This is a genomic window from Weeksella sp. HMSC059D05 (assembly GCF_001809725.1).
In the GTDB taxonomy this organism is placed as follows: domain Bacteria; phylum Bacteroidota; class Bacteroidia; order Flavobacteriales; family Weeksellaceae; genus Weeksella; species Weeksella virosa.
Genome location: NZ_KV798535.1, coordinates 224,235 through 248,205 on the forward strand (window position 1 = coordinate 224,235; position 23,971 = coordinate 248,205).

The 23,971-nt window shown below is 36.2% G+C and carries 21 protein-coding genes; 10 read left to right on the forward strand and 11 right to left on the reverse strand.

The window, feature by feature from the left end:
- Positions 1-2 precede the first annotated feature (2 nt).
- On the forward strand, positions 3-1,718 hold the full coding sequence (locus tag HMPREF2660_RS05785; protein WP_070486058.1) for a phospho-sugar mutase: 1,716 nt from the start codon (positions 3-5) through the stop codon (positions 1,716-1,718).
- Between the two features lie 57 nt (positions 1,719-1,775).
- Here the strand turns inward: HMPREF2660_RS05785 and HMPREF2660_RS05790 are convergent, their stop codons facing one another.
- Together HMPREF2660_RS05790 and crcB are read right to left on the reverse strand one after the other, a co-directional pair.
- The gene (locus tag HMPREF2660_RS05790; RefSeq protein ID WP_070486060.1) at positions 1,776-4,607 is read right to left on the reverse strand and encodes a M16 family metallopeptidase; all 2,832 of its coding nucleotides are present in this window, start codon (positions 4,605-4,607) and stop codon (positions 1,776-1,778) included.
- Positions 4,604-4,975 carry a fluoride efflux transporter CrcB gene (gene crcB / locus HMPREF2660_RS05795; RefSeq protein WP_070486062.1) on the reverse strand — a complete coding sequence of 124 codons (372 nt, stop codon included), beginning with the start codon at positions 4,973-4,975 and terminating at the stop codon, positions 4,604-4,606. Before crcB ends, HMPREF2660_RS05790 begins: the two co-directional genes overlap by 4 nt.
- A gap of 248 nt (positions 4,976-5,223) precedes the next feature.
- Here crcB and HMPREF2660_RS05800 point away from each other — a divergent pair, with 248 nt between their 5' ends.
- The 3 genes from HMPREF2660_RS05800 to HMPREF2660_RS05810 all read left to right on the forward strand — a co-directional run bounded on the left by HMPREF2660_RS05800 (position 5,224) and on the right by HMPREF2660_RS05810 (position 7,524).
- A complete protein-coding gene (locus tag HMPREF2660_RS05800; RefSeq protein ID WP_041942047.1) occupies positions 5,224-5,904 on the forward strand; it encodes an ABC transporter ATP-binding protein in 681 nt (226 codons plus the stop codon).
- 76 nt (positions 5,905-5,980) lie between these two features.
- The gene (locus tag HMPREF2660_RS05805; RefSeq protein WP_070486064.1) at positions 5,981-6,739 is read left to right on the forward strand and encodes a TIGR02757 family protein; all 759 of its coding nucleotides are present in this window, start codon (positions 5,981-5,983) and stop codon (positions 6,737-6,739) included.
- A 125-nt stretch (positions 6,740-6,864) separates the two neighbouring features.
- Complete coding sequence (locus HMPREF2660_RS05810; protein WP_013597682.1) at positions 6,865-7,524, forward strand: alpha/beta hydrolase; 660 nt, start codon at positions 6,865-6,867, stop codon at positions 7,522-7,524.
- 13 nt (positions 7,525-7,537) lie between these two features.
- Here HMPREF2660_RS05810 and HMPREF2660_RS05815 read toward each other — a convergent pair whose 3' ends face one another.
- Positions 7,538-8,053: a Smr/MutS family protein gene (locus HMPREF2660_RS05815; protein ID WP_070486066.1), complete on the reverse strand. Its 516-nt coding sequence runs from the start codon at positions 8,051-8,053 to the stop codon at positions 7,538-7,540.
- A gap of 93 nt (positions 8,054-8,146) precedes the next feature.
- On the opposite strand from HMPREF2660_RS05815, the gene HMPREF2660_RS05820 reads away from it, so the two are divergent.
- The 6 genes from HMPREF2660_RS05820 (at position 8,147) to HMPREF2660_RS05845 (ending at position 14,507) form a co-directional block, all read left to right on the forward strand.
- Positions 8,147-9,304, forward strand: a complete 1,158-nt coding sequence (locus HMPREF2660_RS05820; protein ID WP_070486068.1) for a glycosyltransferase — start codon at positions 8,147-8,149, stop codon at positions 9,302-9,304.
- Positions 9,294-10,205, forward strand: a complete 912-nt coding sequence (locus tag HMPREF2660_RS05825; protein ID WP_070486070.1) for a glycosyltransferase family A protein — start codon at positions 9,294-9,296, stop codon at positions 10,203-10,205. The genes HMPREF2660_RS05820 and HMPREF2660_RS05825 overlap by 11 nt, the downstream gene beginning before the upstream one ends.
- The gene (locus tag HMPREF2660_RS05830; protein WP_070486072.1) at positions 10,206-11,357 is read left to right on the forward strand and encodes a glycosyltransferase; all 1,152 of its coding nucleotides are present in this window, start codon (positions 10,206-10,208) and stop codon (positions 11,355-11,357) included.
- A gap of 13 nt (positions 11,358-11,370) precedes the next feature.
- Entirely contained in the window at positions 11,371-12,813 is a 1,443-nt protein-coding gene (locus HMPREF2660_RS05835) for an MBOAT family O-acyltransferase (RefSeq protein WP_013597677.1), read from the forward strand.
- 6 nt (positions 12,814-12,819) lie between these two features.
- On the forward strand, positions 12,820-13,749 hold the full coding sequence (locus HMPREF2660_RS05840; protein ID WP_013597676.1) for a hypothetical protein: 930 nt from the start codon (positions 12,820-12,822) through the stop codon (positions 13,747-13,749).
- 230 nt (positions 13,750-13,979) lie between these two features.
- Positions 13,980-14,507 (forward strand): septal ring lytic transglycosylase RlpA family protein, encoded by a 528-nt coding sequence (locus HMPREF2660_RS05845; RefSeq protein WP_070486074.1) that lies wholly within the window; start codon positions 13,980-13,982, stop codon positions 14,505-14,507.
- 104 nt (positions 14,508-14,611) lie between these two features.
- On the opposite strand, the gene mqo is transcribed toward HMPREF2660_RS05845, so the two are convergent.
- The 8 genes from mqo to HMPREF2660_RS05885 all read right to left on the reverse strand — a co-directional run bounded on the left by mqo (position 14,612) and on the right by HMPREF2660_RS05885 (position 23,925).
- Positions 14,612-16,081, reverse strand: coding sequence for a malate dehydrogenase (quinone) (gene mqo / locus HMPREF2660_RS05850; protein WP_070486076.1), 1,470 nt, complete (start codon positions 16,079-16,081; stop codon positions 14,612-14,614).
- A gap of 188 nt (positions 16,082-16,269) precedes the next feature.
- On the reverse strand, positions 16,270-17,898 hold the full coding sequence (gene groL / locus HMPREF2660_RS05855) for a chaperonin GroEL (protein ID WP_013597673.1): 1,629 nt from the start codon (positions 17,896-17,898) through the stop codon (positions 16,270-16,272).
- 101 nt (positions 17,899-17,999) lie between these two features.
- Entirely contained in the window at positions 18,000-18,278 is a 279-nt protein-coding gene (gene groES / locus HMPREF2660_RS05860) for a co-chaperone GroES (RefSeq protein ID WP_013597672.1), read from the reverse strand.
- Between the two features lie 148 nt (positions 18,279-18,426).
- The gene (locus tag HMPREF2660_RS05865) at positions 18,427-20,664 is read right to left on the reverse strand and encodes a zinc-dependent metalloprotease family protein (RefSeq protein WP_255356418.1); all 2,238 of its coding nucleotides are present in this window, start codon (positions 20,662-20,664) and stop codon (positions 18,427-18,429) included.
- 110 nt (positions 20,665-20,774) lie between these two features.
- A complete protein-coding gene (gene secG / locus HMPREF2660_RS05870) occupies positions 20,775-21,128 on the reverse strand; it encodes a preprotein translocase subunit SecG (RefSeq protein ID WP_013597670.1) in 354 nt (117 codons plus the stop codon).
- Positions 21,129-21,137: 9 nt separating this feature from the next.
- A complete protein-coding gene (locus tag HMPREF2660_RS05875) occupies positions 21,138-22,148 on the reverse strand; it encodes a hypothetical protein (protein WP_013597669.1) in 1,011 nt (336 codons plus the stop codon).
- Positions 22,148-22,666: an LptE family protein gene (locus tag HMPREF2660_RS05880; RefSeq protein ID WP_013597668.1), complete on the reverse strand. Its 519-nt coding sequence runs from the start codon at positions 22,664-22,666 to the stop codon at positions 22,148-22,150. The genes HMPREF2660_RS05875 and HMPREF2660_RS05880 overlap by 1 nt, the downstream gene beginning before the upstream one ends.
- Positions 22,666-23,925 (reverse strand): sigma-54 interaction domain-containing protein, encoded by a 1,260-nt coding sequence (locus tag HMPREF2660_RS05885; RefSeq protein WP_013597667.1) that lies wholly within the window; start codon positions 23,923-23,925, stop codon positions 22,666-22,668. Before HMPREF2660_RS05885 ends, HMPREF2660_RS05880 begins: the two co-directional genes overlap by 1 nt.
- Positions 23,926-23,971 lie beyond the last annotated feature (46 nt).

Sequence of the window (23,971 nt, forward strand, 5' to 3'; positions counted from 1 at the left end):
ACATGAAAACAAGCTTAGAAAAAGCACAGCAATGGTTAACAGACGTGTATGATGAAAAAACACGCCAAGAAGTAAAAAGACTAATCGAACAAGATCCAAAAGAAATGGATGACTCTTTTTACAAGGATTTGGAATTTGGTACTGGAGGAATGCGCGGAATAATGGGTGTAGGAACCAATCGACTCAATAAATACACGTTGGGTGCTGCAACACAAGGTTTGGCAAACTATATCAAAGAACAATTCCCATCCGAAGAAAAATCTGTGGCAATAGCCTATGACGTACGACACAACTCCGATACATTTGCAAGAATCGTAGCCGACATCCTAACCGCAAATGGCATAAAAGTTTATCTGTTCGATAACTTTCGGCCGACTCCAGAATTGTCGTTTGCTGTACGACATTTGCATTGTAATGCAGGGATAGTTCTCACGGCCTCGCATAATCCGCCAAACTACAACGGATACAAGGTGTATTGGAATGATGGTGGACAGATTGTACCACCACATGATAAAGCTATTATAGAAAAGGTACAAACTGTAGAAGTTGGAGATATCAACTTTTCTGGAAATGACGAGCTGTTAACGTTTATCGGAGAAGAAGTTGATCGCGCTTTTATCGAAGCTGCCGTAGAAAATGCACGTTTTAATGATCAAGGAAAAGAAAATATAAAAATTGTTTTCACCACGATTCACGGAACCTCAATTGCCATCACGCCAAAAGCATTTGATAAAGCAGGCTTCAAACAATTTCATTTAGTCGAAGAACAAAAAGAACCGAATGGCGATTTCCCGACCGTGAAGTCTCCCAACCCAGAAGAACCCGAAGCACTCTCTATGGCTCTTGATTTGGCCGAAAAAATCGGGGCAGATTTAGTAATCGGTACCGATCCCGATGCTGATAGATTAGGAGTTGCTATTAGAGATTTAAACGGGAAAATGATCTTACTCAACGGTAATCAGACCAATACATTGCTAACTTATTATTTGCTAGAACAATGGCAAAAAGATGGTAAGATTACTGGAAAAGAATTCATTGGTTCGACGATTGTAACCTCGGATATCTTTTTCCCGATGGCAGAAAAATTCGGAGTAGATTGTAAAGTCGGACTAACGGGCTTTAAATGGATTGCAGACATGATTCGCCAAGAAGAAGGTAAACAGAAATTTATCGGTGGAGGAGAAGAGTCTTTTGGTTTTATGGTAGGGGATTTTGTTCGCGATAAAGACTCGGTAACCTCTTCTTTGTTGATTGCCGAAATTGCTGCTGTAGAAAAAGCTAAAGGTCGATCATTGTATCAAAAACTAATCGACATTTATGTAGAGTTGGGCGCTTATCAAGAAGACTTGATCTCGTTAGTAAAACCCGGTAAAGAAGGGGCAGAAACGATCCAAAAAATGATGCTGACTTTCAGAGAAAATCCGCCCAAAGAAATAGCAGGTTCTGCAGTAATCAAAATTAATGATTATCAAACCTCTGTTTCTCGAAATCTAATCACAAATAAAGAAGAGCATTTGTCAATACCAAAATCTAATGTATTGATATTCTATACCGAAAATGGCAGCAAGGTAGCTTGTCGGCCTTCGGGGACAGAGCCGAAAATTAAGTTCTATTTTTCGGTTCATCATCCGTTAGATTCTGCAGATCAATACGAAGTAGTAAAGAAAGATTTGTTGGCGAAAATAAAAGTTCTAAAAGACGATTTCACCAAGTTGTAATCTAATTTTCAACAGAAAAAATATCGTTCGAATCTATTGATACGAACGATATTTTTTTTAGAAATTAAACAGTTCTTCGATTGATTTTTCTTCTATCGAAAGTCCCAATTCCTCTAAACGTGGTACTACTTCTTCACGTTTTCCCATAATTGCAAGATTCTGATTTTTGGGAACAATATGTTGCTGATAAAAAATATCAAAATCTTCGATACTCATTCTTTCTATGGTTGATAAGATTTCTTTTCGGTAATCGAAAGAGATTCCTTTGTCTTTCATCGACATCCAATAAAAGAAAATATCTGCTTGTTGATATCGTTTACTCGATATGCTTTTGATTATTGATGTCTTTGCAGCCTGAAACTGAATTTTGGCGTTTGGCATTTTGTTTAGAATCGTATTCATACTTTTTATTGCATCCACCATCTTGTCGGGTTGTGTTCCGATCGAAGCCGTAACATAACTGTAATCTTGGCATGTGTTCCCGGTTTCGTAATAGGCTCGTGCCGAGTACGCTAGCGATTTGGCTTCTCGTATTTCTTGGAAAACTATAGACGAGAGTCCGCTGCCTATCAACTCATTGAACATCATAGCGTAAGCAATTTTTTTCGGATCGAATAAATCATCACGGCTAACGAAATTTAGGTCGGTTTGGACCATCTCATACGGTACGAAATAAATCGTGCCGTTGCTTGCATCTTGTGAAAAAATACGCTTTGCCGGAGTTTGTTTTACGCTAGGATGAATTTGTTGTAGGAGTAGTCTTTTTACATGGTTTCTATTAGATCCATACACAAAAATTTCTTTGGGACAAGCAGTGAAATGATGAAGACATTGCTCGAAATCTTCTCGTTCAAGTGTATGGATTTTGTTGGTTTTGTACATGTTTCGCTGCCGGTTATTCGGGCCATATTTCGCCCACATATACAATGCATTGTTGATCTTGGAACGATTTTGCATCGCGTTTTCACGATTTTTTATCAATTGAGATTTATATTCTTCCACCCTCTCTTGATCAAAGGTAAAATGGTACAGTAACTCATCGAATAAATGTAGTGCTTTTTCGAGGTTTTCTTCTAGACAGTTGATCGATAAAATAGAACGTTCGTTACCTGCCTGAAAATTAAAATCGACACCATATTTGTAGCATGTTTTTTTAAATTCTTCTGGTGAATAGTTTTTTGTTCCAGCAAAACTCAACATTCCTAAAGAAAAATTCAATAAACTGTCATGGTCTTGTCCTGCCTCGAAAATATAATACACTTGGACCATTTCATTATGTGGATTTTGGATGTGATAAAAAGGGAAATGAGCAATTTTATCCTTTTTAATCATTTGATCAAAATCGATGAATTGTGGTTCTATTGGTTTACTTTTTTTCTTTTTGAAGCTGCTAAAGAATTCAGATTCTTCTTTTCTGTTTATTTCAATTGGTGTGATGTTGGGGCTTTCGACATAGTTCAGCGTATTGTTTTCGCCTTCTCGTTTGTAAATCGTTACGCGGTATTGATAGTTTTTTTTGACAAACTCCATTAACTCTTCTTTTGTGATTTTTTGCATCACCTCCAATTCGTTTACTACATTTTCCCATGCTTGGTCGTTGATAAAAGAACGGTAAAGTGTACTCCCTAGAGAGCTTGGTTTTAGCCAATTTTTCACCCTCGATTTTTTATAATCATTGACAACAGCCTGTAATAACCACTGGTCGAAATTTCCTTTTTTGATGTTTTCTATTTCATCAAGAATCAATTTTTCTACCTCTTCTAAACTTTGGCCTGTTTTGGCCGAACCAGCAAAAAGATGCAAAGAATAATCTCTAAAAATACTGCTCCCGCTACCGACTGTTTGTGCTTTTTGTTGTTGGTTTATGTTGAGATCCATCAGACCGGCAATACTGTTATTGAGCAAAACGTCGAGTAATTTGAGGTAAGGAATATCGGTAGAATTTGCACCGTTGAGACGGAAAGAGAATTGTACACGTTCGGCCGAAGGGCTATGAACATCTTGAGAAATATTTCGAGTCATCGGTTTTTCTTTTGCTCGATATTGTTGTGGCACAGAACGGGTTGGTAATTGTCCAAAAGTTGCCTTTATCGCTTCGATGGTTGGTTCGTACTCTAAATCTCCTACCATGATGATTGCCATGTTGTTGGCTACATAATATTGATGAAAATACTCTTTGATCGCACGCATCGAAGGATTTTTTAGATCTTCAGGGTTTCCTAAAACGGTTTGTGTTCCATATTTCGAATCTGGAAATTGAAGTTTCATTAAAGTGTTGAAAATCAAACGTCCATCATTGTCTTGGCTTCGGTTGTATTCTTCATACACGGTTTCTAATTCCGTATGAAAAAGACGAAGTGCGATTTCAGAAAAACGACAAAATTCTAAGTCGAGCCATTTTTTTAGTTCATTTTTCGGAATCGTATTGTAATAGACCGTTTCATCATAAGCAGTATGCGCATTGACTTGTGATGCACCAATGATCGAGGTAAATTTGTCGTATTCATTTGGGACAACCAATTTAGATGCTTCATATGAAAGACGATCAATTTCTTGATAAATTTCTTTCTTTGCAGCTAAATCTTTGGTGTTTCTGTGTGCTTCGAAAAGTTCTTCTAATTGGTCTAAATATTTTTTTTCTTGTTCCCAATCCAAAGCACCAATTTTAGAATTTCCTTTGAACATCATATGTTCGAAATAGTGTGCCAATCCGGTTGTAGTTTCAGGATCGTTATTCGAACCTGTTTTTACTGCGATATAGGTTTGGATTTTGGGTTCGTTTTCATTTCTACTCAAATACACTTTTAGACCATTCTCTAAAGTATAGATCCGAGTTTTTGTGGGGTCATTTTCTACAGATTGAAAAGGGGTAATTGTATCGTTTATCATAAATAAGAGGCAATTTTTGCGCCTAGAAAACTAAGCGAAATCCCACCCAATAGACTAGATAGGATATATATAGCAAATATAGAATATTGATTTTTTTCTAATAAAACAATACTTTCTAAACTGAAGGTAGAGAAAGTGGTAAAGCCACCGCAAAAACCAGCAATCAACAACCAACTGAAAATTGTTGGGGTAGTATATTTCGTAAAGTATGTAAAAAGAACTCCGATCAAAAAGCATCCAATAAGATTAACAATTAGTGTTCCTGTTGGGAAATCCTTGTGCCAAAATTGTATCATGTACTTAGACAATACAAAACGCAAAACAGATCCGATTCCTCCGCCTATAAAAATATAAAAAAAGGTTTTCATGTCAAGATAGTATGTTTGTTTAGTGCTTTTTGCAATTGTCGGATAACTAGATGCGTGTTTTTGTGGTTGGGCAAGGTAAATCTTCCTATTATTTCAACGAATAAATTCATCGCGTTTTGTCGTTAGAATTAGGAAACTCATCTTTGGTTGTTGGGGCATGTTTTTAATTTTTAGCTAAATTAGATAAATACTATCAATTGTAATGCTTTCCGTTGCATTATTAAAAAACAATAATGTATTTTTACAGCATGATAAAAGCGGTTAACATTCATAAGAAATATCAGGATTTAGAAGTTCTCAAAGGAGTAACAATCGATATAATGCCAAAAGAAATTGTATCTATTGTAGGGGCTTCTGGTGCAGGGAAAACAACTTTGTTGCAGATTCTTGGGACTTTAGAAAAACCATCTAATCCGGTTGCGAATGCTACTACTGTTTTAATAAAAGGGGAGGATATTACAAAACTCTCGGATGTGGAGTTGTCAAAATTTCGTAATGAGAATATTGGTTTTATTTTTCAGTTTCATCAACTTTTACCAGAGTTTACAGCACTAGAAAATGTAATGATTCCGGCTTTTATACGAAAGACTCCTCGAACCGAAGCAGAAAAACATGCCAAAGAATTATTATCGATGTTGGGGCTATCGCATAGATTTAGTCATAAACCCAATCAACTTTCTGGTGGTGAACAGCAAAGAGTTGCCGTTGCTAGAGCGTTAATTAATAATCCTTCAGTGGTTTTTGCAGACGAACCTTCGGGGAACTTAGATTCTAAAAATGCCGATGAACTACATCACTTGTTTTTTAAGTTACGAAACGAATTGGATCAGACTTTTGTCATCGTTACCCACAACGAAGAATTGGCCAATATGACCGATCGTAAACTAGAGATACAAGATGGTTTGTTGGTAAAAGAAACTGTACATTAATCTACACTAGAAAATATTTTTTCTGCCCAGAAAATTGAGGCAAACAATCCTTCTCTTATTTTCTTATCTTTGTAAGATGACAGATCTAAAGGATTTTTTAGAGGAAAAAGTTCAGCAATACAATACGCTAGATTTTATACAAACAGATCCTATACAAATTCCGCATCGGTATTCACAGAAAGAAGATATAGAAATTGCAGGTTTTCTAACGGCAACTATTGCATGGGGAAAACGACAAATGATTATTAGAAATGCCGATAAAATGATGCAATTGATGGGTAATTCTCCGTATGATTTTGTGATGAGTTTCTCGGCGAATAATTTGGATAAGATGCAAGGTTTTGTGCACAGAACATTCAATAGCGATGATTTGCAATTCTTCATGAAATCTCTTCGCAACATTTATCAACAACACGGTGGTTTGGAGACAGTGTTTTCTCAATACCAAACTTCAACATCGATGCAAGAAGCTATTTGTGCTTTTAGAAATATTTTTTTCGAGATCGATCATTTGCCTCGAACCAAGAAACATATTTCTGATCCGATGAAAAACTCCTCTGCAAAAAGACTCAACATGATGCTTAGATGGTTTGTACGTAGAGATCCACAAGGAGTAGATTTGGGTATTTGGCAAACGATCCCAACCGCTATTCTGTCATGTCCGCTCGACGTTCATTCTGGTAATGTAGCACGAAAACTTGGACTTTTGACTCGAAAACAAAATGATGCAAAAGCCCTAAAAGAGTTGGATGAAGCATTGAGAATAATGGATCCAAAAGATCCAGTAAAATATGATTATGCACTTTTTGGTCTGGGTGTTTTTGAAGGATTTTAGAAACAATTTGCTACAGAATACCTACTATCCAATATAAATTTTTCCTAAACATAAATTTGTTATCCAACAAAAGAAGGCAAGACTTCGGTAGGAAATGAGTAACTTTGTAAACAGAAAATAATGATATGAAAGAACTAAAAGGCATTCAATATATAGAGCGAAAACCCACTGTAGAGACCGATCGTGCATTTTTGTATTTATTGATCCATGGGTATGGAAGTAACGAAGAAGATCTTTTTAGTTTCGCTAATGATTTACCAGCAGAAGCACATATTGTCTCGGTAAGAGGACGATTTCCGCTTATTTATGGAGGATTTGGTTGGTATGGGCTGGATTTTACCGATGGTGTGAAAATGACCAACTTCGAAGAAGGAGTCGAGTCGAGAAATTCTTTGGTAGATTTTATAGATGCCATTAATGAACAAGAGAAACTAGATGCTTCGAATGTTTGGATAAGTGGTTTCAGTCAAGGAGCAATTCTTAGCTATGCTATTGCGTTGTCCTATCCAGAGAAAGTGAAAAATGTTTTGATTTTGAGTGGTTATCCAGAAGATCATTTCATTGATATTAAAGAAAATAGGGCAGATTATACACATCTTAGTTTTTTTGTTTCTCATGGGCTAGAAGATGTGGTTTTGCCAATAGAGGGAGCACGCTTAGGAGAAAAGCTGCTCACCAATTTAGGGATAAAGCACGAATACCATGAGTATAGAAGCGGACACGGGATAATACCACAAAATTATTTTGATATGATGGCTTGGATTAAAAAAGAATTAGATGCCTAAAACCAGAATAAAACTATAAAAATCTCACCTCGATGGCGTTGCCATGATATTCTCTAAAATTGGCGTCATAAAATTCGATATTGGTATAACGATACAATAATTCTATCAGTTCTCTTTTTAGAACACCCTTACCAAAGCCATGAATAAGAATCAATCGGATTTGATCCTCATCCATGACTTTTTCTATTTCTTCTCTTGCAATATCCAATTGAATCTGTAAGATTTCTGATTGATTGAGAAGTTGAGTGTTTTCTACTAAAAACTCAATATGCAGATCGACTTCTCGTGTGAGATAAGGCGTTCTGTGCGATTTCCGGAAAGTTTTGAATTTTGGTTTTTCAAAAGTTGTATTCTCTTCTTCCGTCGAAAAATCATACCGTATTGGCTGGTCAAGTATCAACTCATTTTCGAAAAAAATATATTCGAATCCATGCTCATCCGATACCCATATTTTGGGTAGATGGACTTTGGTAACCGTTCCTTGTACATTATCGTCTATGGCTTTTACTTTGTCTCCTTTCTGAAACATTGTAGAGGTTTACTGCAAAAATATGGTTTTTTTTATGTTGAATAGGATTTCGAACTGTTTAAAACTTTGTATTTTTACCATGAAAACCAAGCTATGCAATCAAAAACTCAGAAAATAAAAGTGATGTTTCGGTTACGCTCTCTAGAAATGGGTGGCGTACAAAAAGTGGTGTTGGATTTATTAGAAAACTTACCACGTGATAAATTCGAATTTAGTTTACTGGTCAATCTCCATCAAGGTGTATTGCGAACAGAAATTCCGAAACATGTTCATTATTATACCATTGTCGGGGGGCGAGAAGAAATGAGTTCGTTTTTCCCGATTCGATTTGTGCAATTAGTTGTAAGAAATTTACGCTTGCGTTACTACAAAAAGTATCCGAAAAAATTATATAAAAAGCTAGGCATTCAGCATTTAGATATTGAAGTTGCTTCGAGCTATTCTGAATTAGAAGATGTGCTGAAATCGCCACTTCCGACCAAGAAAGTTGGATGGTTCCATACCGATATCCGATTTTTAGAACCTTCGATGGCCAAAAAATTTATCGATTATATGCATCAGTACGATGTGATGATTTATGGAGCAAAACAAACACGCGATGTCATCAACGAATATTATCAAGAAGTTTTTCCGCACGCAAAAGTAATCTACAATGTAATCGACAAAGAGCTAATCGATGAAAAAGCCAAAGAATTTACGGTAGAAAAAAGTGATACTCCGGTATTTGTATCGGTTGCTCGATTACAAAAAAGGAAAAATTTCCCGATGTTGATGCGTGCACACAAACGATTGATTGATGAAGGTCTGGATCATAAAGTTTATATCATAGGAGACGGTGATCAACGAGAAGTGCTTACCAAATTACATGAAGAATTGCAACTCGATGATCGTTTGCAAATGTTAGGCACGCTAAAAAATCCTTATCCGTATGTGAAGAGTGCAGATTTTTTTATCCTACCCTCTAAAACAGAATCTTATCCGTTGATATTGGGCGAAACGCTATGTTTAGGCGTGCCAATAATCAGTACCAATGTGGGTGGGATTAGCGAAATGATCGACGATGAGGTAGATGGTGTTTTGATACAAGCAGACGAAAATGAAATTTACCAGGCTATGCGTCGATTCTTGACCGATCATGAATTGGTTAATCGATTGAAACAGAATGCTCAGTTAGCTTACCAAAAATTCGACAAACAAATAATCTATTCTCAAGTCACCGAGACCTTCGAAAAATTATACAATGAACACTAAATCTATCACGATTATAACGCCGACCTATAACCGTGCTCATACCTTGCAACGGGTGTACGATTCGCTATTACGGCAAACTTTCCAGGATTTTGTTTGGCTCATAATGGATGATGGGTCTACAGACGAAACCAAACAATTGGTTGATGAATTTGTGCAAGAAAAGAAAATAGAGATTCACTACATTTACCATGAAAATCAACACAAGTTTATTACTGTTTTCGAAGGAGTAAAAAAGGTGAAAACGCCTTATTTTATGGTGGTTGATTCGGATGATTCTTACCCGAAAACTTCTCTAGAAGTGTTGTTTGATGAAGTGGAAAGAATCAATAACCAAGACGAGTATATTTCTGTTATGGGCTTATCGCAATACGAAGATGGTAGAGTTGTAGGCGATCCATATCCGGGTGATGGTTTTGATGGTTCTATATTAGAGATGCGGTATCGATACAAAGTAATGGGCGATAAATTTGGCATTTTTATTACCAAAACTTATCAGCGATTATTGGCCGATTTCGATTATTCTTCTTACCAAGGAAAAGGATATATACCGCAATCGGTTTTTTACAATACTTATGATGCAGCAGGTATCAAAACTAGGTTTGTGAATAAAATTGTCCGAACGTATCATTTTGATGTAACCGATGAGAATTCTGTTTCCAATACACGTTGGACGGGGAAAAATACCTATGGTTTGATGAAAGGATATCAATCGTTTATCAATTCTTACGGGAAACAACTTCTGCATTATCCGAAAGCGCTCATCAGAAATTTAGTTGGATATCAGGTGTATTCGATCATCAATAAAAAGACACTTTCTGAAATCAATGCTGGGCTCGATCAATTCAAATTCATTTCGTTACTTTTGTATCCGTTGAGTTATCTTTATTACAAGTTAAAATAAATGAAGCAACCGAACGAAAGAAAAAGAATATTACTGGTTTATTATAAACTTTTCAAGGCAGGTGGCGTTGCACGTGTAATGACCAATCTTGCCAATGAATTGGTAGAACAAGGATATGAGGTTTCTGTTTTATTAATGGTAAAAAATACCGATAGTTTTTTCTATTTAGATAAACGCGTGAAAATTGAGGTGATAGATACTTTCTCTCATTGGGGTTTTCAAAAAATCAATGTCAATTTAAATAAATATGCTTCTCGATTACCATATAAAAATAATATAAAAAATTATGTGTATGATTTTGGACAATGGCAAATGCTACATAATTGGATGAATAAGAATCATGAAAATTATGATATAATTATTAGTTGTTGGTATAAGTTATCATCACAGTTGGCTGTCCATAAAAAAGTAAGGAAAAAAACCATTGCGTGGGAGCATGCAAACTATCAGGTAGGAGGGGTTTGGTGGAAAGGATTATTGAGGAGAAATTATAAAAAAATAAAAGCAATAGTTTGTATCAATACAGACTCTTATAATCACTATAAATTATTAAATTCATCTACTTGGCATATCCCTAATATTATTGGATTACCATTTGAATCGTACGATTCTAAACAAAATTCTCAAAAAGAAAATACCTTGATCTATGTAGGTCGTTTAGATGATGATAAAAATGTAGAAGAATTATTAAAAATTCTAGAAAATATTAATTTTAATAGGTTTCAATTAAAAATCATTGGAGACGGACCATCAAAAAATAAAATAGAAAAGAAGATAGAAGCAAGTAACCATCTGAAACATCACGTGCAATTACTGGGATTGTGTACTATAGAAGAAATTTATAAAGAGCTATCTCGAAGTAAAATTTTTCTTTTTACGAGTAAAAAAGAATGTTTACCTACTGTTCTAATAGAAGCTAATTTGTGCTCCAACGCTCTGATTGCTTACGATTGTCCGTTTGGGCCTTCGGATATTATCAATGATAAGAATGGCTTTCTAGTGCCGCTTCACGACCAAAAAACCTTTCAAGAAAAATTAACTTATCTCATCCAAAACGAAGAAGAACTAAACCGATTGATGGAAACTTCTTGCAAAGAATCTAAAAAATGGAGAAAAACCGCAATCATCGAACAGTGGAAAAAAATCCTCTAAAAATTACTGATCTATGCTTTTTAACTCTATAAGTTTCGCTATTTTCTTACCCATCGTCTTTGCACTCTATTGGATTCTTAGGAAAAACTTCAAACTTCAGAATATCCTATTGCTCGTCGCTAGCTATTATTTTTATAGTTGTTGGGATTGGCGTTTCGTATTTTTGTTGGGATTTTCTACGTTGTTGGATTATTTTTCTGGATTGAAAATAGAACAAGCACCCAATCAAAAAATAAAAAACATCTGGCTAACCATAAGTATTGGGATTAACTTAGGGTTTTTAGGATTCTTTAAATATTACAATTTTTTTGCAGATTCTTTCGCCGAATTGCTCAACGGTTTTGGTCTACAGGTGCATCCGTGGACATTGCAAATTATCTTGCCGGTCGGAATTTCGTTCTATACTTTTCATGGACTTTCTTATATTATCGATATTTATAAGGGGAGGATAAAGGCCGAAAAAAATCTTATCGACTACTCTGTTTTCGTTAGTTTTTTCCCGCTTTTGGTTGCCGGACCCATAGAACGCGCAACGCATTTATTGCCACAAATCAAAAGAAAACGGGTGTTTAATTATACCCAAGCCGTAGATGGAATGCGGCAAATTCTATGGGGATTATTCAAGAAAATGGTCATTGCAGACAATTGTGCTATTTACGCCAATGAAATTTTTTCGAATCCCGAATCACAATCTGGTTCTAATTTGGTACTGGGGGCACTTTTTTTTACTTTCCAGATTTATGGTGATTTCTCTGGCTATTCGGATATCGCTTTAGGAGTTGCTCGTTTGTTCGGGATCAATCTACTCAAAAACTTCAACTATCCTTATTTCTCAAGAGATATTGCCGAGTTTTGGCGACGTTGGCATATATCGCTTTCTACCTGGTTCCGAGATTATCTGTACATACCTTTGGGAGGAAGCAAAGGAGGTAATTGGATGAGAATTCGCAACACCTTTATCATTTTTTTGGTGAGTGGTTTTTGGCATGGAGCCAATTGGACTTTCATTTTTTGGGGATTTCTCAATGCACTATTTATCATGCCGTCCATTATCCTAAAAACGAATCGAAACAATATGGAAATTGTTGCTTATGATCGACATTTACCAACTTTCAGAGAGTTTATAAACATCCTGTTTACCTTTTGCCTAACAGTTTTTGCATGGATATTTTTCCGGGCAGAATCTGTTGCACATGCTTTCGAATATGTTTCAGGAATCCTTCAAGCTTCACTATTTACCTTCCCTACGCTTAATAAAAGTGCTATGGCAACTTTGATTTTGATAGGATTTATGTTGAGTATAGAATGGCTAGGTCGTCGAAATAACTATGGTATAGAAAAATTACTTCTTCAACAACCGAAAATGGTTCGATGGCTTTTTTATGCTTTTATTGTTATGTTGATAGGGTTGTTTTTGCAAACCGAAGAAAGTCCATTTATTTATTTCCAATTCTAATCGGTCATGAAAAGATTTTTAATACAATCTAGTTTATTTGCTCTTTTTGCCATAGCTTTTTATTTAATTGTGATGCCTTTATGGAGTTCTATTTTTCCGCCCTTTATGGCGAAAAATGTGAGGAACTGTATGGGCTGTTACGGACATACTTTTACCCGTACCAAGAATGCTAAAACTGTCGATAGTATAGATGTGTTGATCGTTGGCTCTTCTCATGCTTATCGTGGGATAGATCCGCGTGCATTTGAGAAGTATGGCATCAAAGCGTTTAATCTTGGGAGCAGTTCTCAAACACCCATCAATACAAAAATGTTGTTGCATCAATACCTCGATATTATCGAACCAAAATTAGTAATCTATGAAGCCTACGCCGGAACATTGGAAATTGATGGTGTGGAATCTTCGCTCGATTTATTGAGTAATAATCAGATAGATAAGAATTCGGTAGAAATGGCATTAGACGTTCATAATCTTTTGGCGTATAATACGCTTTGGTTTTCTACGGTACGTCAATTTTTAGGGATGAATAAGAATTTATCAGAACCTTTGGTGCAAGGTTTAGATACCTATATTTCGCCAACAGGTTTCGTGCAAACTTCTTATCGGAAAAATCTACTGTTAGATGAAAAAATACAGCAATGGAATTTAAGGGAGAATCAATTACAGGCTTTGAAAGAAAATATAGCTTTTATAAAAGCACACAATAGTAAGGTTTTTTTGATACAAACTCCGATTACAAATAAATTATACGAATCCAAAACCAACAATTCTACCGTAGACAAGTTGTTGCATTCGTATGGTGAGTATATGAGTTATCAAGGTCTAGTAGAGCTCAATGACACCCTAGATTTTTACGATAGTAACCATATGAATCAAAACGCCGTTGAAAAGTTTTCGGATATTTTAGCGCTAGAGGTCAAAAATCGATATTTTTAGAAAACATAACACATTGATATTTAGCGATTTAAATTTTTAAGTAGTCAAATTCTTAAAAAAATTAAGGAACAAGATATTTGTTAACATATATTTAACACATATCAAAACTCGCTCTATTAGTACGATACAAAGGGAAAATTTAATGTCAATCGATTGTTTGGAATAATTATAAATAGTGTGTCCGTACGACTTGTAAATTTGCCTTGTTAAAAATCAGAAAATACTAAAGGATGAAGAAAAGCATTTTTTCAATGTTATTGATGCTGACCATATTTCCAATAGCGAATGCTGATGGTAGAATAAAAGTAGAGGATGAGTCCGTTCTACAAGAAGTTTTAAAAACAACTATTGTGCCAACTAGCCAAAAACAATTTGTAAATTATGTAGAGGTTGAGAATGATACAATAGGAGAAGGAGCAGAGACAATCGACAAAGAATTAGAGGAGATTGTAGAAAAATCTGCAGAAGTTGCAACAGGTATTGTATCTTGGTATGGAGATAAATTCCATGGAAGAAAAACTGCAAGTGGTAAAATTTATGATAAAAATGAATTAACTGCTGCACACAAAACATTACCTTTTGGCACCAAAGTTCGAGTAACTAATATCAAGAATGGAAAATCTGTGGTTGTTGAAATCAACGATAGGGGACCATTCATCAAATCAAGAGTATTGGACCTGAGTAAGGCTGCTTTTAGTGAAATTGGTAAAACGAGCTCTGGGGTAATGCAAGTGGAATACGAAGTATTGGACAATTAATACTACGTTTACAAAATAGAAAAAAGCTTCCTAATTAGGAAGCTTTTTTTATAGGATGATAAAAAACAAGACGTTTGTAAAAACAGTAACCTTGTTTTGTATTTTTATAATTTCAATAAAGTGCTCGTTCTCGCACGGCTTTTCTCTACTACTTCTGGGTTATTAAAATCTTCTCCAAAAGATGGAATCATTTCTTTTATTCGATCTTTCCAGGTAGAATTCATCAATTCAGGGAAACAAGTCTTCAGTACATTGATCATTGCAGAAACCGACGTAGATGCACCAGGAGAAGCTCCAAGTAAGGCAGCAATACTACCGTCTTGAGAAGTAACAATCTCAGTACCAAATTTCAACACTCCTTTCGAGTTTTGTTTTTCGATAACTTGTACACGTTGGCCGGCTGTTTGCTCGTACCAATCATCAATTTTCGCGTCAGGGAAATAGTCTTGTAGAGACTTTATTTTCTGAGCTTTCGATAACATTACTTGTTGGACTAGATATTTTGTCAGATCCATATTGCTCCACGCACAATTCAATAGAAAACCTACATTGTTGGTGTTAACAGATTTGAATAGATCGACTGGCGAACCGTGTTTAAGAAATTTGGTAGAAAATGTAGCAAAGGGACCAAATAGTAAAGATTTTTTACCATTGATAACACGCGTATCCAGGTGCGGGACAGACATCGGTGGTGCACCAATTTTTGCTTTTCCGTACACTTTAGCTTGATGTTGCTCGATGATGCTTTCGTTTTGGCAAATTAACCATTGACCACCAACTGGGAATCCTCCGTATTTTTTAGCTTCTGGGATTCCAGATTTTTGTAACAAAAGAATTGCGCCACCACCAGCACCAATAAATACAAAATCAGCATTGACATTTTTTTTATGTCCAGAAACCAAATCTTTAACCCTTATTTCCCAATTGTTTTGATTGGTTCTTGTAATGTCTTTTACTTCATGGCTGGTCTTTAGCACGATTTCTCCCTTTTCTACCAAGCTATTAAAAATAAATCGGGTTAATTCTCCAAAGTTGACATCAGTTCCTAAACTCATATGAGTTGCGGCAATGTCTTTGGAGACTTTACGATTTGCCATAATAAGCGGTGCCCATTGTGCTAGTGTGTTTATATCTTCACTATATTCCATCTCACTAAACAGTGGATGTTTGGTGAGTGCTTTATGTCTTGATCGTAAAAAATTTACATCTTTTTTCCCCCATACAAAAGACATATGAGGTGTTTTACGGATAAAGTTTTCGGGAGAAGGAATGTAATTATGTTCGACTAAATACGACCAAAATTCTTTTGAAATTTCGAATTGTTTAGCGATATCAATTGCTTTCGAAATATCGATACTACCATCGTTTGCTTGAGGTGTATAATTGAGCTCGCAGAAAGCCGAGTGTCCCGTCCCTGCGTTGTTAAAAGCTTCTGAACTTTCGAATCCTAGTTTATCTAATTTCTCGAAAACCGAAATCTTGATAGAGGGGTTGAGTTTTTTCAGAAGTATACTCAGTGTAGCACTCATGATACCACCGCCTATAAGAACAACTTCTTGAGGTTGCTTTTCCATTTTTATAAAAAAATTTTGCACAAATTTACGTCAAATTCAGATGAATGTAAAGGCTTTTGCTTATGTTTTTTGTTACCTATTCTTATTTTAGGAATGATTGTTTGCGTATCTGATTATCAGACTATATCAAAAACAAAAAAGCCATTCCGCAGAATGGCTTTTTTTGTTATTATTAGGATGAGGATGTATTACATCATCCCTGGCATTCCTCCACCCATAGGTGGCATTGCAGGCTCATCTTTTTTGATTTCTGTTACTACTGCTTCGGTTGTGATAAGCATTCCACCGATAGAAGCTGCATTTTCTAGAGCAACACGTGCTACTTTTGTAGGGTCGATTACTCCTGCTTCGATCATGTTTACGTATTCATCAGTTTTGGCGTTGTATCCGAAGTCGTTTGTACCTTCTTTTACTTTTGCAACTACCACAGATCCTTCACCTCCTGCATTGTGTACGATTTGTCGTAAAGGTTCTTCGATGGCGCGTTTGATGATGTTGATTCCAGTATTTTCGTCAGCATTTTCTCCTTTTAGGTCTTCTAAATGTGTTAATGCACGAACGAAAGCAACACCACCTCCAGCAACGATTCCTTCTTCTACTGCTGCACGAGTAGCATGTAAAGCATCGTCTACACGGTCTTTTATTTCTTTCATTTCTACTTCAGAAGCTGCTCCAACGTAAAGCACGGCAACTCCTCCGGCCAATTTAGCTAAACGTTCTTGTAGTTTTTCGCGGTCATAATCTGATGTAGTGGTTTCGATTTGTGATTTGATTTGATTAACACGGGCCTTGATTTGGTCTGCATTCCCAGCTCCATTTACAATAGTTGTATTGTCTTTATCAATCACCACACGCTCAGCTGTTCCTAACATTTCCATTGTAGCAGACTCTAGCGTAATTCCTTGCTCTTCAGAAATCACGGTTCCTCCTGTTAGGATCGCGATATCCTCTAACATTGCTTTACGACGGTCTCCGAATCCTGGTGCTTTTACTGCAGCAATTTTCAATGATCCACGTAAACGGTTTACGACCAAAGTTGCCAAAGCTTGTCCTTCTACCTCTTCAGAAATAATTAAGAACGGACGACCAGATTGGGCGATAGGTTCTAATAACGGTAGAATTTCTTGTAAGTTAGATATTTTTTTCTCACATAATAAAATGTAAGGATTCTCTAACTCGGCAATCATTTTGTCTGGATTGGTGACGAAGTATGGAGATTGATATCCACGGTCAAATTGCATTCCTTCTACTACGTCTACGTATGTTTCTGTACCTTTTGCTTCTTCTACTGTAATTACTCCTTCTTTTCCGACTTTAGAGAAAGCTTCAGCAATCAACGATCCGATGGTTTCGTCGTTATTTGCAGAGATAGAGGCTACTTGTTTTATTTTTTCTGATGAATCACCCACTTCTTGAGATTGTGCTCTTAGACCTTCTACAATCGTTGAAACAGCTTTATCGATTCCGCGTTTCAGGTCCATTGGGTTTGCACCAGCAGCAACGTTTTTCAAACCTTCACGTACGATAGCTTGCGCCAAAACTGTTGCAGTAGTTGTACCATCACCAGCAACATCATTGGTCTTAGAGGCTACTTCTTTTACCATTTGTGCACCCAAATTTTCTATAGGATCCTCTAATTCAATTTCTTTTGCAACTGAAACACCATCTTTGGTTACGTGTGGTGCACCGAAAGATTTCTCTAGAACCACATTTCGTCCTTTGGGTCCTAAGGTTACTTTTACTGCATTTGCCAATGCATCAACTCCTTTTTTTAGTAAGTCTCTCGACTCAATGTCGAATTTAATATCTTTTGCCATTTTTTTAGTTGTTTTTTATACAAGAATCGGTTGTTACGAATAGAAAGATTCTGTATAGTTGTTTAATAATTTAGTTATTCTTTTTTTAGGATATGTTTGGATTAGATGATCGCTAAAATATCTGCTTCACGCATGATTAGATAATCTTTGCCATCTAATTTTAGTTCCGTGCCTGAATACTTACCATATAAAACTTTGTCTCCTACAGCAACAGTCATTTGTTCGTCTTTTTTCCCATTCCCAACGGCAACGACAGTTCCTTCTTGCGGTTTTTCTTTTGCCGAATCTGGGATGATAATACCTGATGCTGTTTTCGTTTCTGCAGGTGATGGCTCAATAACCACACGATCTGCTAATGGTTTAATGTTTAATTGTGACATATCTTAATGTTTTTCTGTTTTTTTATTTCAGTCTATTCTATTTCGAAAAGTATGCCATTGGATATTTACTGACATTTTGAAAATGTTAAGGATAAAAAATGCCATGTTGTCTGACAACATGGCATTTTTATTTTATAAACGTACGAGTTTATTTTTTGATGATTAGTTTTTGTGTTTCGGTTCCTTTGTCCGTTTTCACGGTTACTAAGTAAACTCCGTTTGTTAATTTCGTAACATCGAAACGAATGTTTTTAGGATTCAAGTTTTCGAAAACCTTGCGTCCTGTTGCATCGTGAATTTCTACACTTACTAACTTAGCGTTTTTAGCTGTTTTTACCTCAAATACTCCATTCGATGGGTTAGGGCTTATGTGCGTTGATTTTTGTAAAGACGCATCGTTCACACCCATTGAAGCATTTTTGATGGTAAAGTTCGCACTGTTTACTGCTAAGAAGATATTGTCAGAAGCTTTTACCATTATTCTTGCTTTTGTGGTATCAGATCCTGCAGGAATATTGAATGTATAGCTTCCGGTGTTTGGTACATTTTTAGCAATTTCTTTGTCGAAAGTTTTCCCACCATCTAATGATAAGAAGATGTCAACCTCTGTAGCGTTGATACTGTTAGCATCTGTACCTGCAACGTCCCATGTGATGGTTGCTTCTGGGTTTTCTTGTGCATCCCAAACTTCTGCAGTGGCTTGTGAGGTAACTTTAAATGGTCCTACATCTTGTACTCTAACTAAAAAGTTTTTACGTGCTGTTTGTCCGCCAATAGGATTATTATCTCTTACTAATAAAGAGAAATTGTAATCTCTTTTTACAGAAGCAATAACTTCCCAACTGTTTTGTCTACTAGAATCAGGGTTTGATGTGAATACTAACTTTCCGTCTACAATGCTTTTTAGGTTCGGGAAATAACGGTATGAAACTTCTTCAGGGGGTAGTGAACGGAAATTTGGTCCTGAAGTGCTTGTAGATAATGGTGGTTGAGTTGATATCTGTGCATCAGTTTGTTCCCAGTTATATGTTAATGAGTCGCCATCCGCATCCTCAGCTGTAGCATTTAATACAAAAGCTGTTGAATGAGGAATAAAGTACATTGATTTATCAGAAGAAATAGTAGGAGCAGAGTTGTTAGTGTTTGTATCAACAGAACATGTGCCTCCATTTCTAATAAAATTATAAATATTCGATACACTCACTGTATGGAAATATGGGTCACTATTTCTTTGTACGTTCGGTGGGCAAATACCTGCATATGCCATAATTGTGCTTCCACTTCCTGGCTCAACAGAAGTACCTCCTGATCTGTTCCCACTACAAGAGTTGTTGAATGTGTGAGGAGCTCCATATTGATGTCCCATTTCGTGTGCTACGAAGTCTACATAGAATGCGTCATTTACAGGAGCGCCTAAGCCAGTAACACCCATTGCTTTTACACCATCATTACAAGGGCTCTGTAGTCTAGCGATACCACCACCTCCAGTTGAGAAAACGTGTCCAATGTCATAATTGTCTTTACCAATAACTTGATCAATAGTTGTTTGGTTTTCACTTAACATTGTGTATCCGTTATTATTGGTATAGTTGTCAGAGTCGATAAAAATAATGTCTGTGTTATTCGGGATAAGTTCCATTGTTACACCTACTTCATTTTCATATATACCGTTTACACGAGTCATAGCTACATTCATTGCGGCTAGTACTACTTCTTTTTTTACTGCTGTCGATTCATTTTGTGCGTTTGCTCGCCCAATATGAAATGCAGAATACTCAATGGTAGAAGCTAAAGCTAAACGATATTTTCGTAATTTACCATCTACAACGGTCATATCACGGTTTTGTGCGTTTGCGATAGATTGTTCGATGATTTGATTCTCAAAATCATGATCCGCATGACAAGTAAAATCAGTTAATTTATTTTCTATCGTAGATCTCTCGTAAGTAATATAGGTGTTTAAATCTGCTGTATAGGCATCGAGGTACGATGTTGTTCCATTCGCACGGAAAATAATTGCACTTAACCCAAAGTATGGTGAATAGCTAAAACGAATATTTGCTTGCCCATCTATTGATTTTCCTGAATAAGATCGAATATTTTGATGTTTCGCCTGTAAGTCAGGATGCATGATAGAGGCTTCTCGTACATTGTATTGGGTAAAAGTGCCATCTTCATTTGGTAAGCTGATAATTTTGTTAATATTTTTACCATGGATAGTCTGTAGCTCGCTTAATAGATTATCTGTATTCAAAGAGAATAACTTGTATTCTAAAGGTGTAGAAAGTCTTTCTACTAATTCTACCCCTCTAAATTGAGCTTCATTTACTGATTTCCAATGATTCTGTTGAGCATAGGTTACTCCCGACATTAAAAGTCCTAACATTGAAAATAGAATAAATCTTTTCTTCATAATTATTGCGTTAAATTTTCTATAAAAATACAAAAAAGTCTTAATTGCTTAAGACTTTTTACAAGAAAATATTTATTTTATTATTATTTCGATGGTTCGGCCTCCGAATTTGGTGCAGTTGTGGTATCTTGCTGTATCGGCATATTTGGTGATGCAGGAGCCTGCGTTTGTGGAGTTTGTTTCAATCTAGGGCGTGCATTGGGGTTTTCTTGCAAAACATTCGCAGCAATAATTAGCACCGTAATCAATGCAGCAAAAGTCCAGGTTGCATTGTCCAAAAAGTTATTCGTACGTTGTACTCCAAACATTTGTCCTCCGCTACTGCCTCCAAATGTAGAGGATAAACCGCCTCCTTTTGGGCTTTGAGACAAAACGATTAACGTAAGGATGACGCATAAGGCAATAATAATCACCATAAATAATTGAAATGTACCCATTGTCGTATGTTATTTTTTATTTTTTAAATTTTCAATTTCTTGAATTCGGTCTGCAAAGTAAGCATTTTTTTTTGGATATTTCAAACATAAAATTTTATAAGCTCGAATTGCTTTGTCGTATTTATGTTGATCGGTGTAGATTTGTGCCAAAGTTTCCGTCATCAACTCAGAAAATTCTTGTGGTTCTTCTTGTGGGGTTTTAGGAGTATTACTGCTAAAATCTTTATCGAGTGGTAAGATTCGCGGAGCATTCTGTAAAAAAGTATCTATTATTTTTAGTTTTTCTTTTTGTGCTGTTGTTGCTTTTTCTTCTTCCTTTTTTTCTGTTTTTGTCGACCCCATTTTTAACCAATCAGAGAAAGTATGCTTTTCGGTGACCAAAGATGTCGAAGCCATTTCATCAGTCTGTGTTGCTTTTTCACTTTTTTTGCTAGGATGATTGATGTTTTGTTCAGCAACTGTATTCGCAACTATTTCTGAGGTTGTGTTTTCAAACGCTTTATTTTCCGTTCCGACCGATTCGCTGGGCTGTGTTTCTTCTTTTATTTTGTCTACAAACTCTTCTTCTGGAGAAATTATTTCTTTCGGGTGAGGTTCTGCTAATTCTTTGCCATCTTCTTGTTTTTCGGTAGGGTGCACAACATTTTCTATAATATTTTCTAATGTATTCGGTTCGATGATTTCCTCATCCTCGATTTCTTCTACCAAATCAATCGGTTCGCTCGCAATTGCTTTCGTAACCAAAATAGGTTTCACGACGGTCGGAATATTCGGCTCTTCTCCCTTTTTTTGGGTATGGAGATAATGATACAATTCCGCTCGATTGTGGCTATACAGCGAAGTGAGATGTAAAAAATCTTCGTACGAAGGATGGTTTTCTTTTTTTAGTGCATAAAGTTGTATCGCTCTAATTTGATAAAAATATGGATATTTCTCTATACTTTTTTTTAGCATAGAAAAGTCATCAATAGAACTCTCTAACGGATTTTTTAATAAAAAAGTAAGTCGCGTTTCCATCATTACCAATCCATTGCAATATCGTTAAAAATTTGTTGCTTCAAACGGTTTACAATTTCGGGAACAAGAGCGTCTTCTACCTCAGATAGTGTTTGTGTGCCGTCAAATTCTTCAAAATCAGAATAAGATTTATTGAAGCTTTTCGATTCGTCCTTATTATTAATATATCGTACAGAAACCCCAATTGTCAATCTACTTTTTGCAGCTTGTTCGCCTTGTGTGGTCGATTGTATTTGGGTAGAAGCTACCTGATAATTGTTGATTTCTCCTTCAATAATTAGGTCGGCATCTTCATTATCGGTAAGATTTAGTTTGGTTCTATTCCTGAAAATATCTTGTAATTCTATCGTAAATTCTTGCGAGAGATTAGGGTTTTGCAAAGGAGCACGGTTGGGGAAGGTTGCAACGTAAATAGTGTCCCAGTCTCGGCTAATCGATGATCCCGAAAGAGTGTAACAAGCGCTGAGTAATAGACTCAGGAGACAGAATCCGACAAAAAGGAAATGTTTTTGCTTCATCATTATAAGTTGTATTGTTTGATTTTTCGGTATAATGTCCTCTCAGAAATGCCCAATTCATCAGCAGCTAATTTGCGTTTTCCGTTGTATTTCTCCAAAGCCAATTTGATGAGTTCTTTTTCGGTGTCTTGAATCGATAAATTTACGGGTTCTTCTTCTATCGACTGAATTTCGTAAAAATCGTCGCTATCGGTATATTCGTACGGATGAGCTTCAACTTCGTTTTGGGAAGGCGAAGTTATGATCCCTAATTGATTGTTGAAGGTTTCGCTCGGGTTATTCTGATAAACTTTGTTTATCAGTTCTTGTGTATTGCCCGAAAATCCATTGCTGTCTTTTTGGTTGATAAGATCCAGGGTTAATGCACGTAAGTCGTTCAGATCTTTTTTCATATCAAACAAAACCTTGTAGAGCAAATCTCGTTCTCGAAAATCTGTTTGTTGGCTTTCTTTCTGTTGGTTCATCAAAACTGGTAAAGTGTTTTGTGGTAAATAGCTCATTGTTTTTTCTAGCGAAAGCACACGTTCTTTTTCTACCACCGAAACTTGTTCTGCAAAATTTCTCAACTGTCGAATATTTCCTGGCCAATAATAATTGGTAATATAATTTGCTGCTTCTGGAGAAAGTTCTAGATGAGGCATTCTGTATTTTAGAGCAAAATCTGAAGCGAATTTTCTGAACAGTAAGACAATATCTTCTTTCCGTTCTCGCAGAGGAGGCATATCGACCTGAACGGTGTTTAATCGATAATACAAATCTTCTCTAAATTTTCCCTTTTCTATGGCTTGTTGTAGTTTTACATTGGTTGCTGCAACAATTCGCACGTTGGTTTTTTGCATTTCAGATGAACCTACTTTCATGAATTCTCCTGTTTCTAAAACGCGTAATAAACGGACTTGTGTAGATAGTGGTAATTCGCCCACTTCATCCAGAAAAATGGTTCCTCCATCGGCGACTTCAAAATAACCTTTTCGTGTTTGGGTAGCACCTGTAAAAGCACCTTTTTCGTGTCCGAATAGTTCAGAGTCTATCGTTCCTTCTGGGATTGCACCACAGTTTACTGCAATGTATTGGTTGTGTTTTCGGGCCGATTGGTTGTGGATTATTTTTGGGATGAATTCTTTTCCAACGCCACTCTCACCAATCACCAAGACCGAAATATCGGTTGGGGCAACTTGTATCGATTTTTCTAGCGCTCTGTTTAGTGCAATATTATTCCCGATAATACCAAAACGTTGTTTGATGGTTTGCAGAGAATCCATGAATAGTGTTTTTGAGGTTTATTGTTTGTTTTAATCTTCTTGATGG

Excerpts from the sequence above, each read along its gene's own strand:
- crcB (WP_070486062.1), bottom strand. The coding sequence starts at position 4,975 with ATGAAAACCTTTTTTTATATTTTTATAGGCGGAGGAATCGGATCTGTT.
- mqo (WP_070486076.1), bottom strand. The coding sequence starts at position 16,081 with ATGGAAAAGCAACCTCAAGAAGTTGTTCTTATAGGCGGTGGTATCATG.
- HMPREF2660_RS05805 (WP_070486064.1), top strand. The coding sequence starts at position 5,981 with ATGACAGATCTAAAGGATTTTTTAGAGGAAAAAGTTCAGCAATACAAT.
- HMPREF2660_RS05825 (WP_070486070.1), top strand. The coding sequence starts at position 9,294 with ATGAACACTAAATCTATCACGATTATAACGCCGACCTATAACCGTGCT.
- groES (WP_013597672.1), bottom strand. The coding sequence starts at position 18,278 with ATGTCACAATTAAACATTAAACCATTAGCAGATCGTGTGGTTATTGAG.
- HMPREF2660_RS05845 (WP_070486074.1), top strand. The coding sequence starts at position 13,980 with ATGAAGAAAAGCATTTTTTCAATGTTATTGATGCTGACCATATTTCCA.
- secG (WP_013597670.1), bottom strand. The coding sequence starts at position 21,128 with ATGGGTACATTTCAATTATTTATGGTGATTATTATTGCCTTATGCGTC.
- HMPREF2660_RS05820 (WP_070486068.1), top strand. The coding sequence starts at position 8,147 with ATGCAATCAAAAACTCAGAAAATAAAAGTGATGTTTCGGTTACGCTCT.
- HMPREF2660_RS05835 (WP_013597677.1), top strand. The coding sequence starts at position 11,371 with ATGCTTTTTAACTCTATAAGTTTCGCTATTTTCTTACCCATCGTCTTT.
- HMPREF2660_RS05880 (WP_013597668.1), bottom strand. The coding sequence starts at position 22,666 with ATGATGAAGCAAAAACATTTCCTTTTTGTCGGATTCTGTCTCCTGAGT.
- HMPREF2660_RS05830 (WP_070486072.1), top strand. The coding sequence starts at position 10,206 with ATGAAGCAACCGAACGAAAGAAAAAGAATATTACTGGTTTATTATAAA.
- HMPREF2660_RS05875 (WP_013597669.1), bottom strand. The coding sequence starts at position 22,148 with ATGATGGAAACGCGACTTACTTTTTTATTAAAAAATCCGTTAGAGAGT.
- HMPREF2660_RS05800 (WP_041942047.1), top strand. The coding sequence starts at position 5,224 with ATGATAAAAGCGGTTAACATTCATAAGAAATATCAGGATTTAGAAGTT.
- HMPREF2660_RS05785 (WP_070486058.1), top strand. The coding sequence starts at position 3 with ATGAAAACAAGCTTAGAAAAAGCACAGCAATGGTTAACAGACGTGTAT.
- groL (WP_013597673.1), bottom strand. The coding sequence starts at position 17,898 with ATGGCAAAAGATATTAAATTCGACATTGAGTCGAGAGACTTACTAAAA.
- HMPREF2660_RS05810 (WP_013597682.1), top strand. The coding sequence starts at position 6,865 with ATGAAAGAACTAAAAGGCATTCAATATATAGAGCGAAAACCCACTGTA.
- HMPREF2660_RS05840 (WP_013597676.1), top strand. The coding sequence starts at position 12,820 with ATGAAAAGATTTTTAATACAATCTAGTTTATTTGCTCTTTTTGCCATA.
- HMPREF2660_RS05815 (WP_070486066.1), bottom strand. The coding sequence starts at position 8,053 with ATGTTTCAGAAAGGAGACAAAGTAAAAGCCATAGACGATAATGTACAA.
- HMPREF2660_RS05865 (WP_255356418.1), bottom strand. The coding sequence starts at position 20,664 with ATGTTAGGACTTTTAATGTCGGGAGTAACCTATGCTCAACAGAATCAT.
- HMPREF2660_RS05790 (WP_070486060.1), bottom strand. The coding sequence starts at position 4,607 with ATGATAAACGATACAATTACCCCTTTTCAATCTGTAGAAAATGACCCC.
- HMPREF2660_RS05885 (WP_013597667.1), bottom strand. The coding sequence starts at position 23,925 with ATGGATTCTCTGCAAACCATCAAACAACGTTTTGGTATTATCGGGAAT.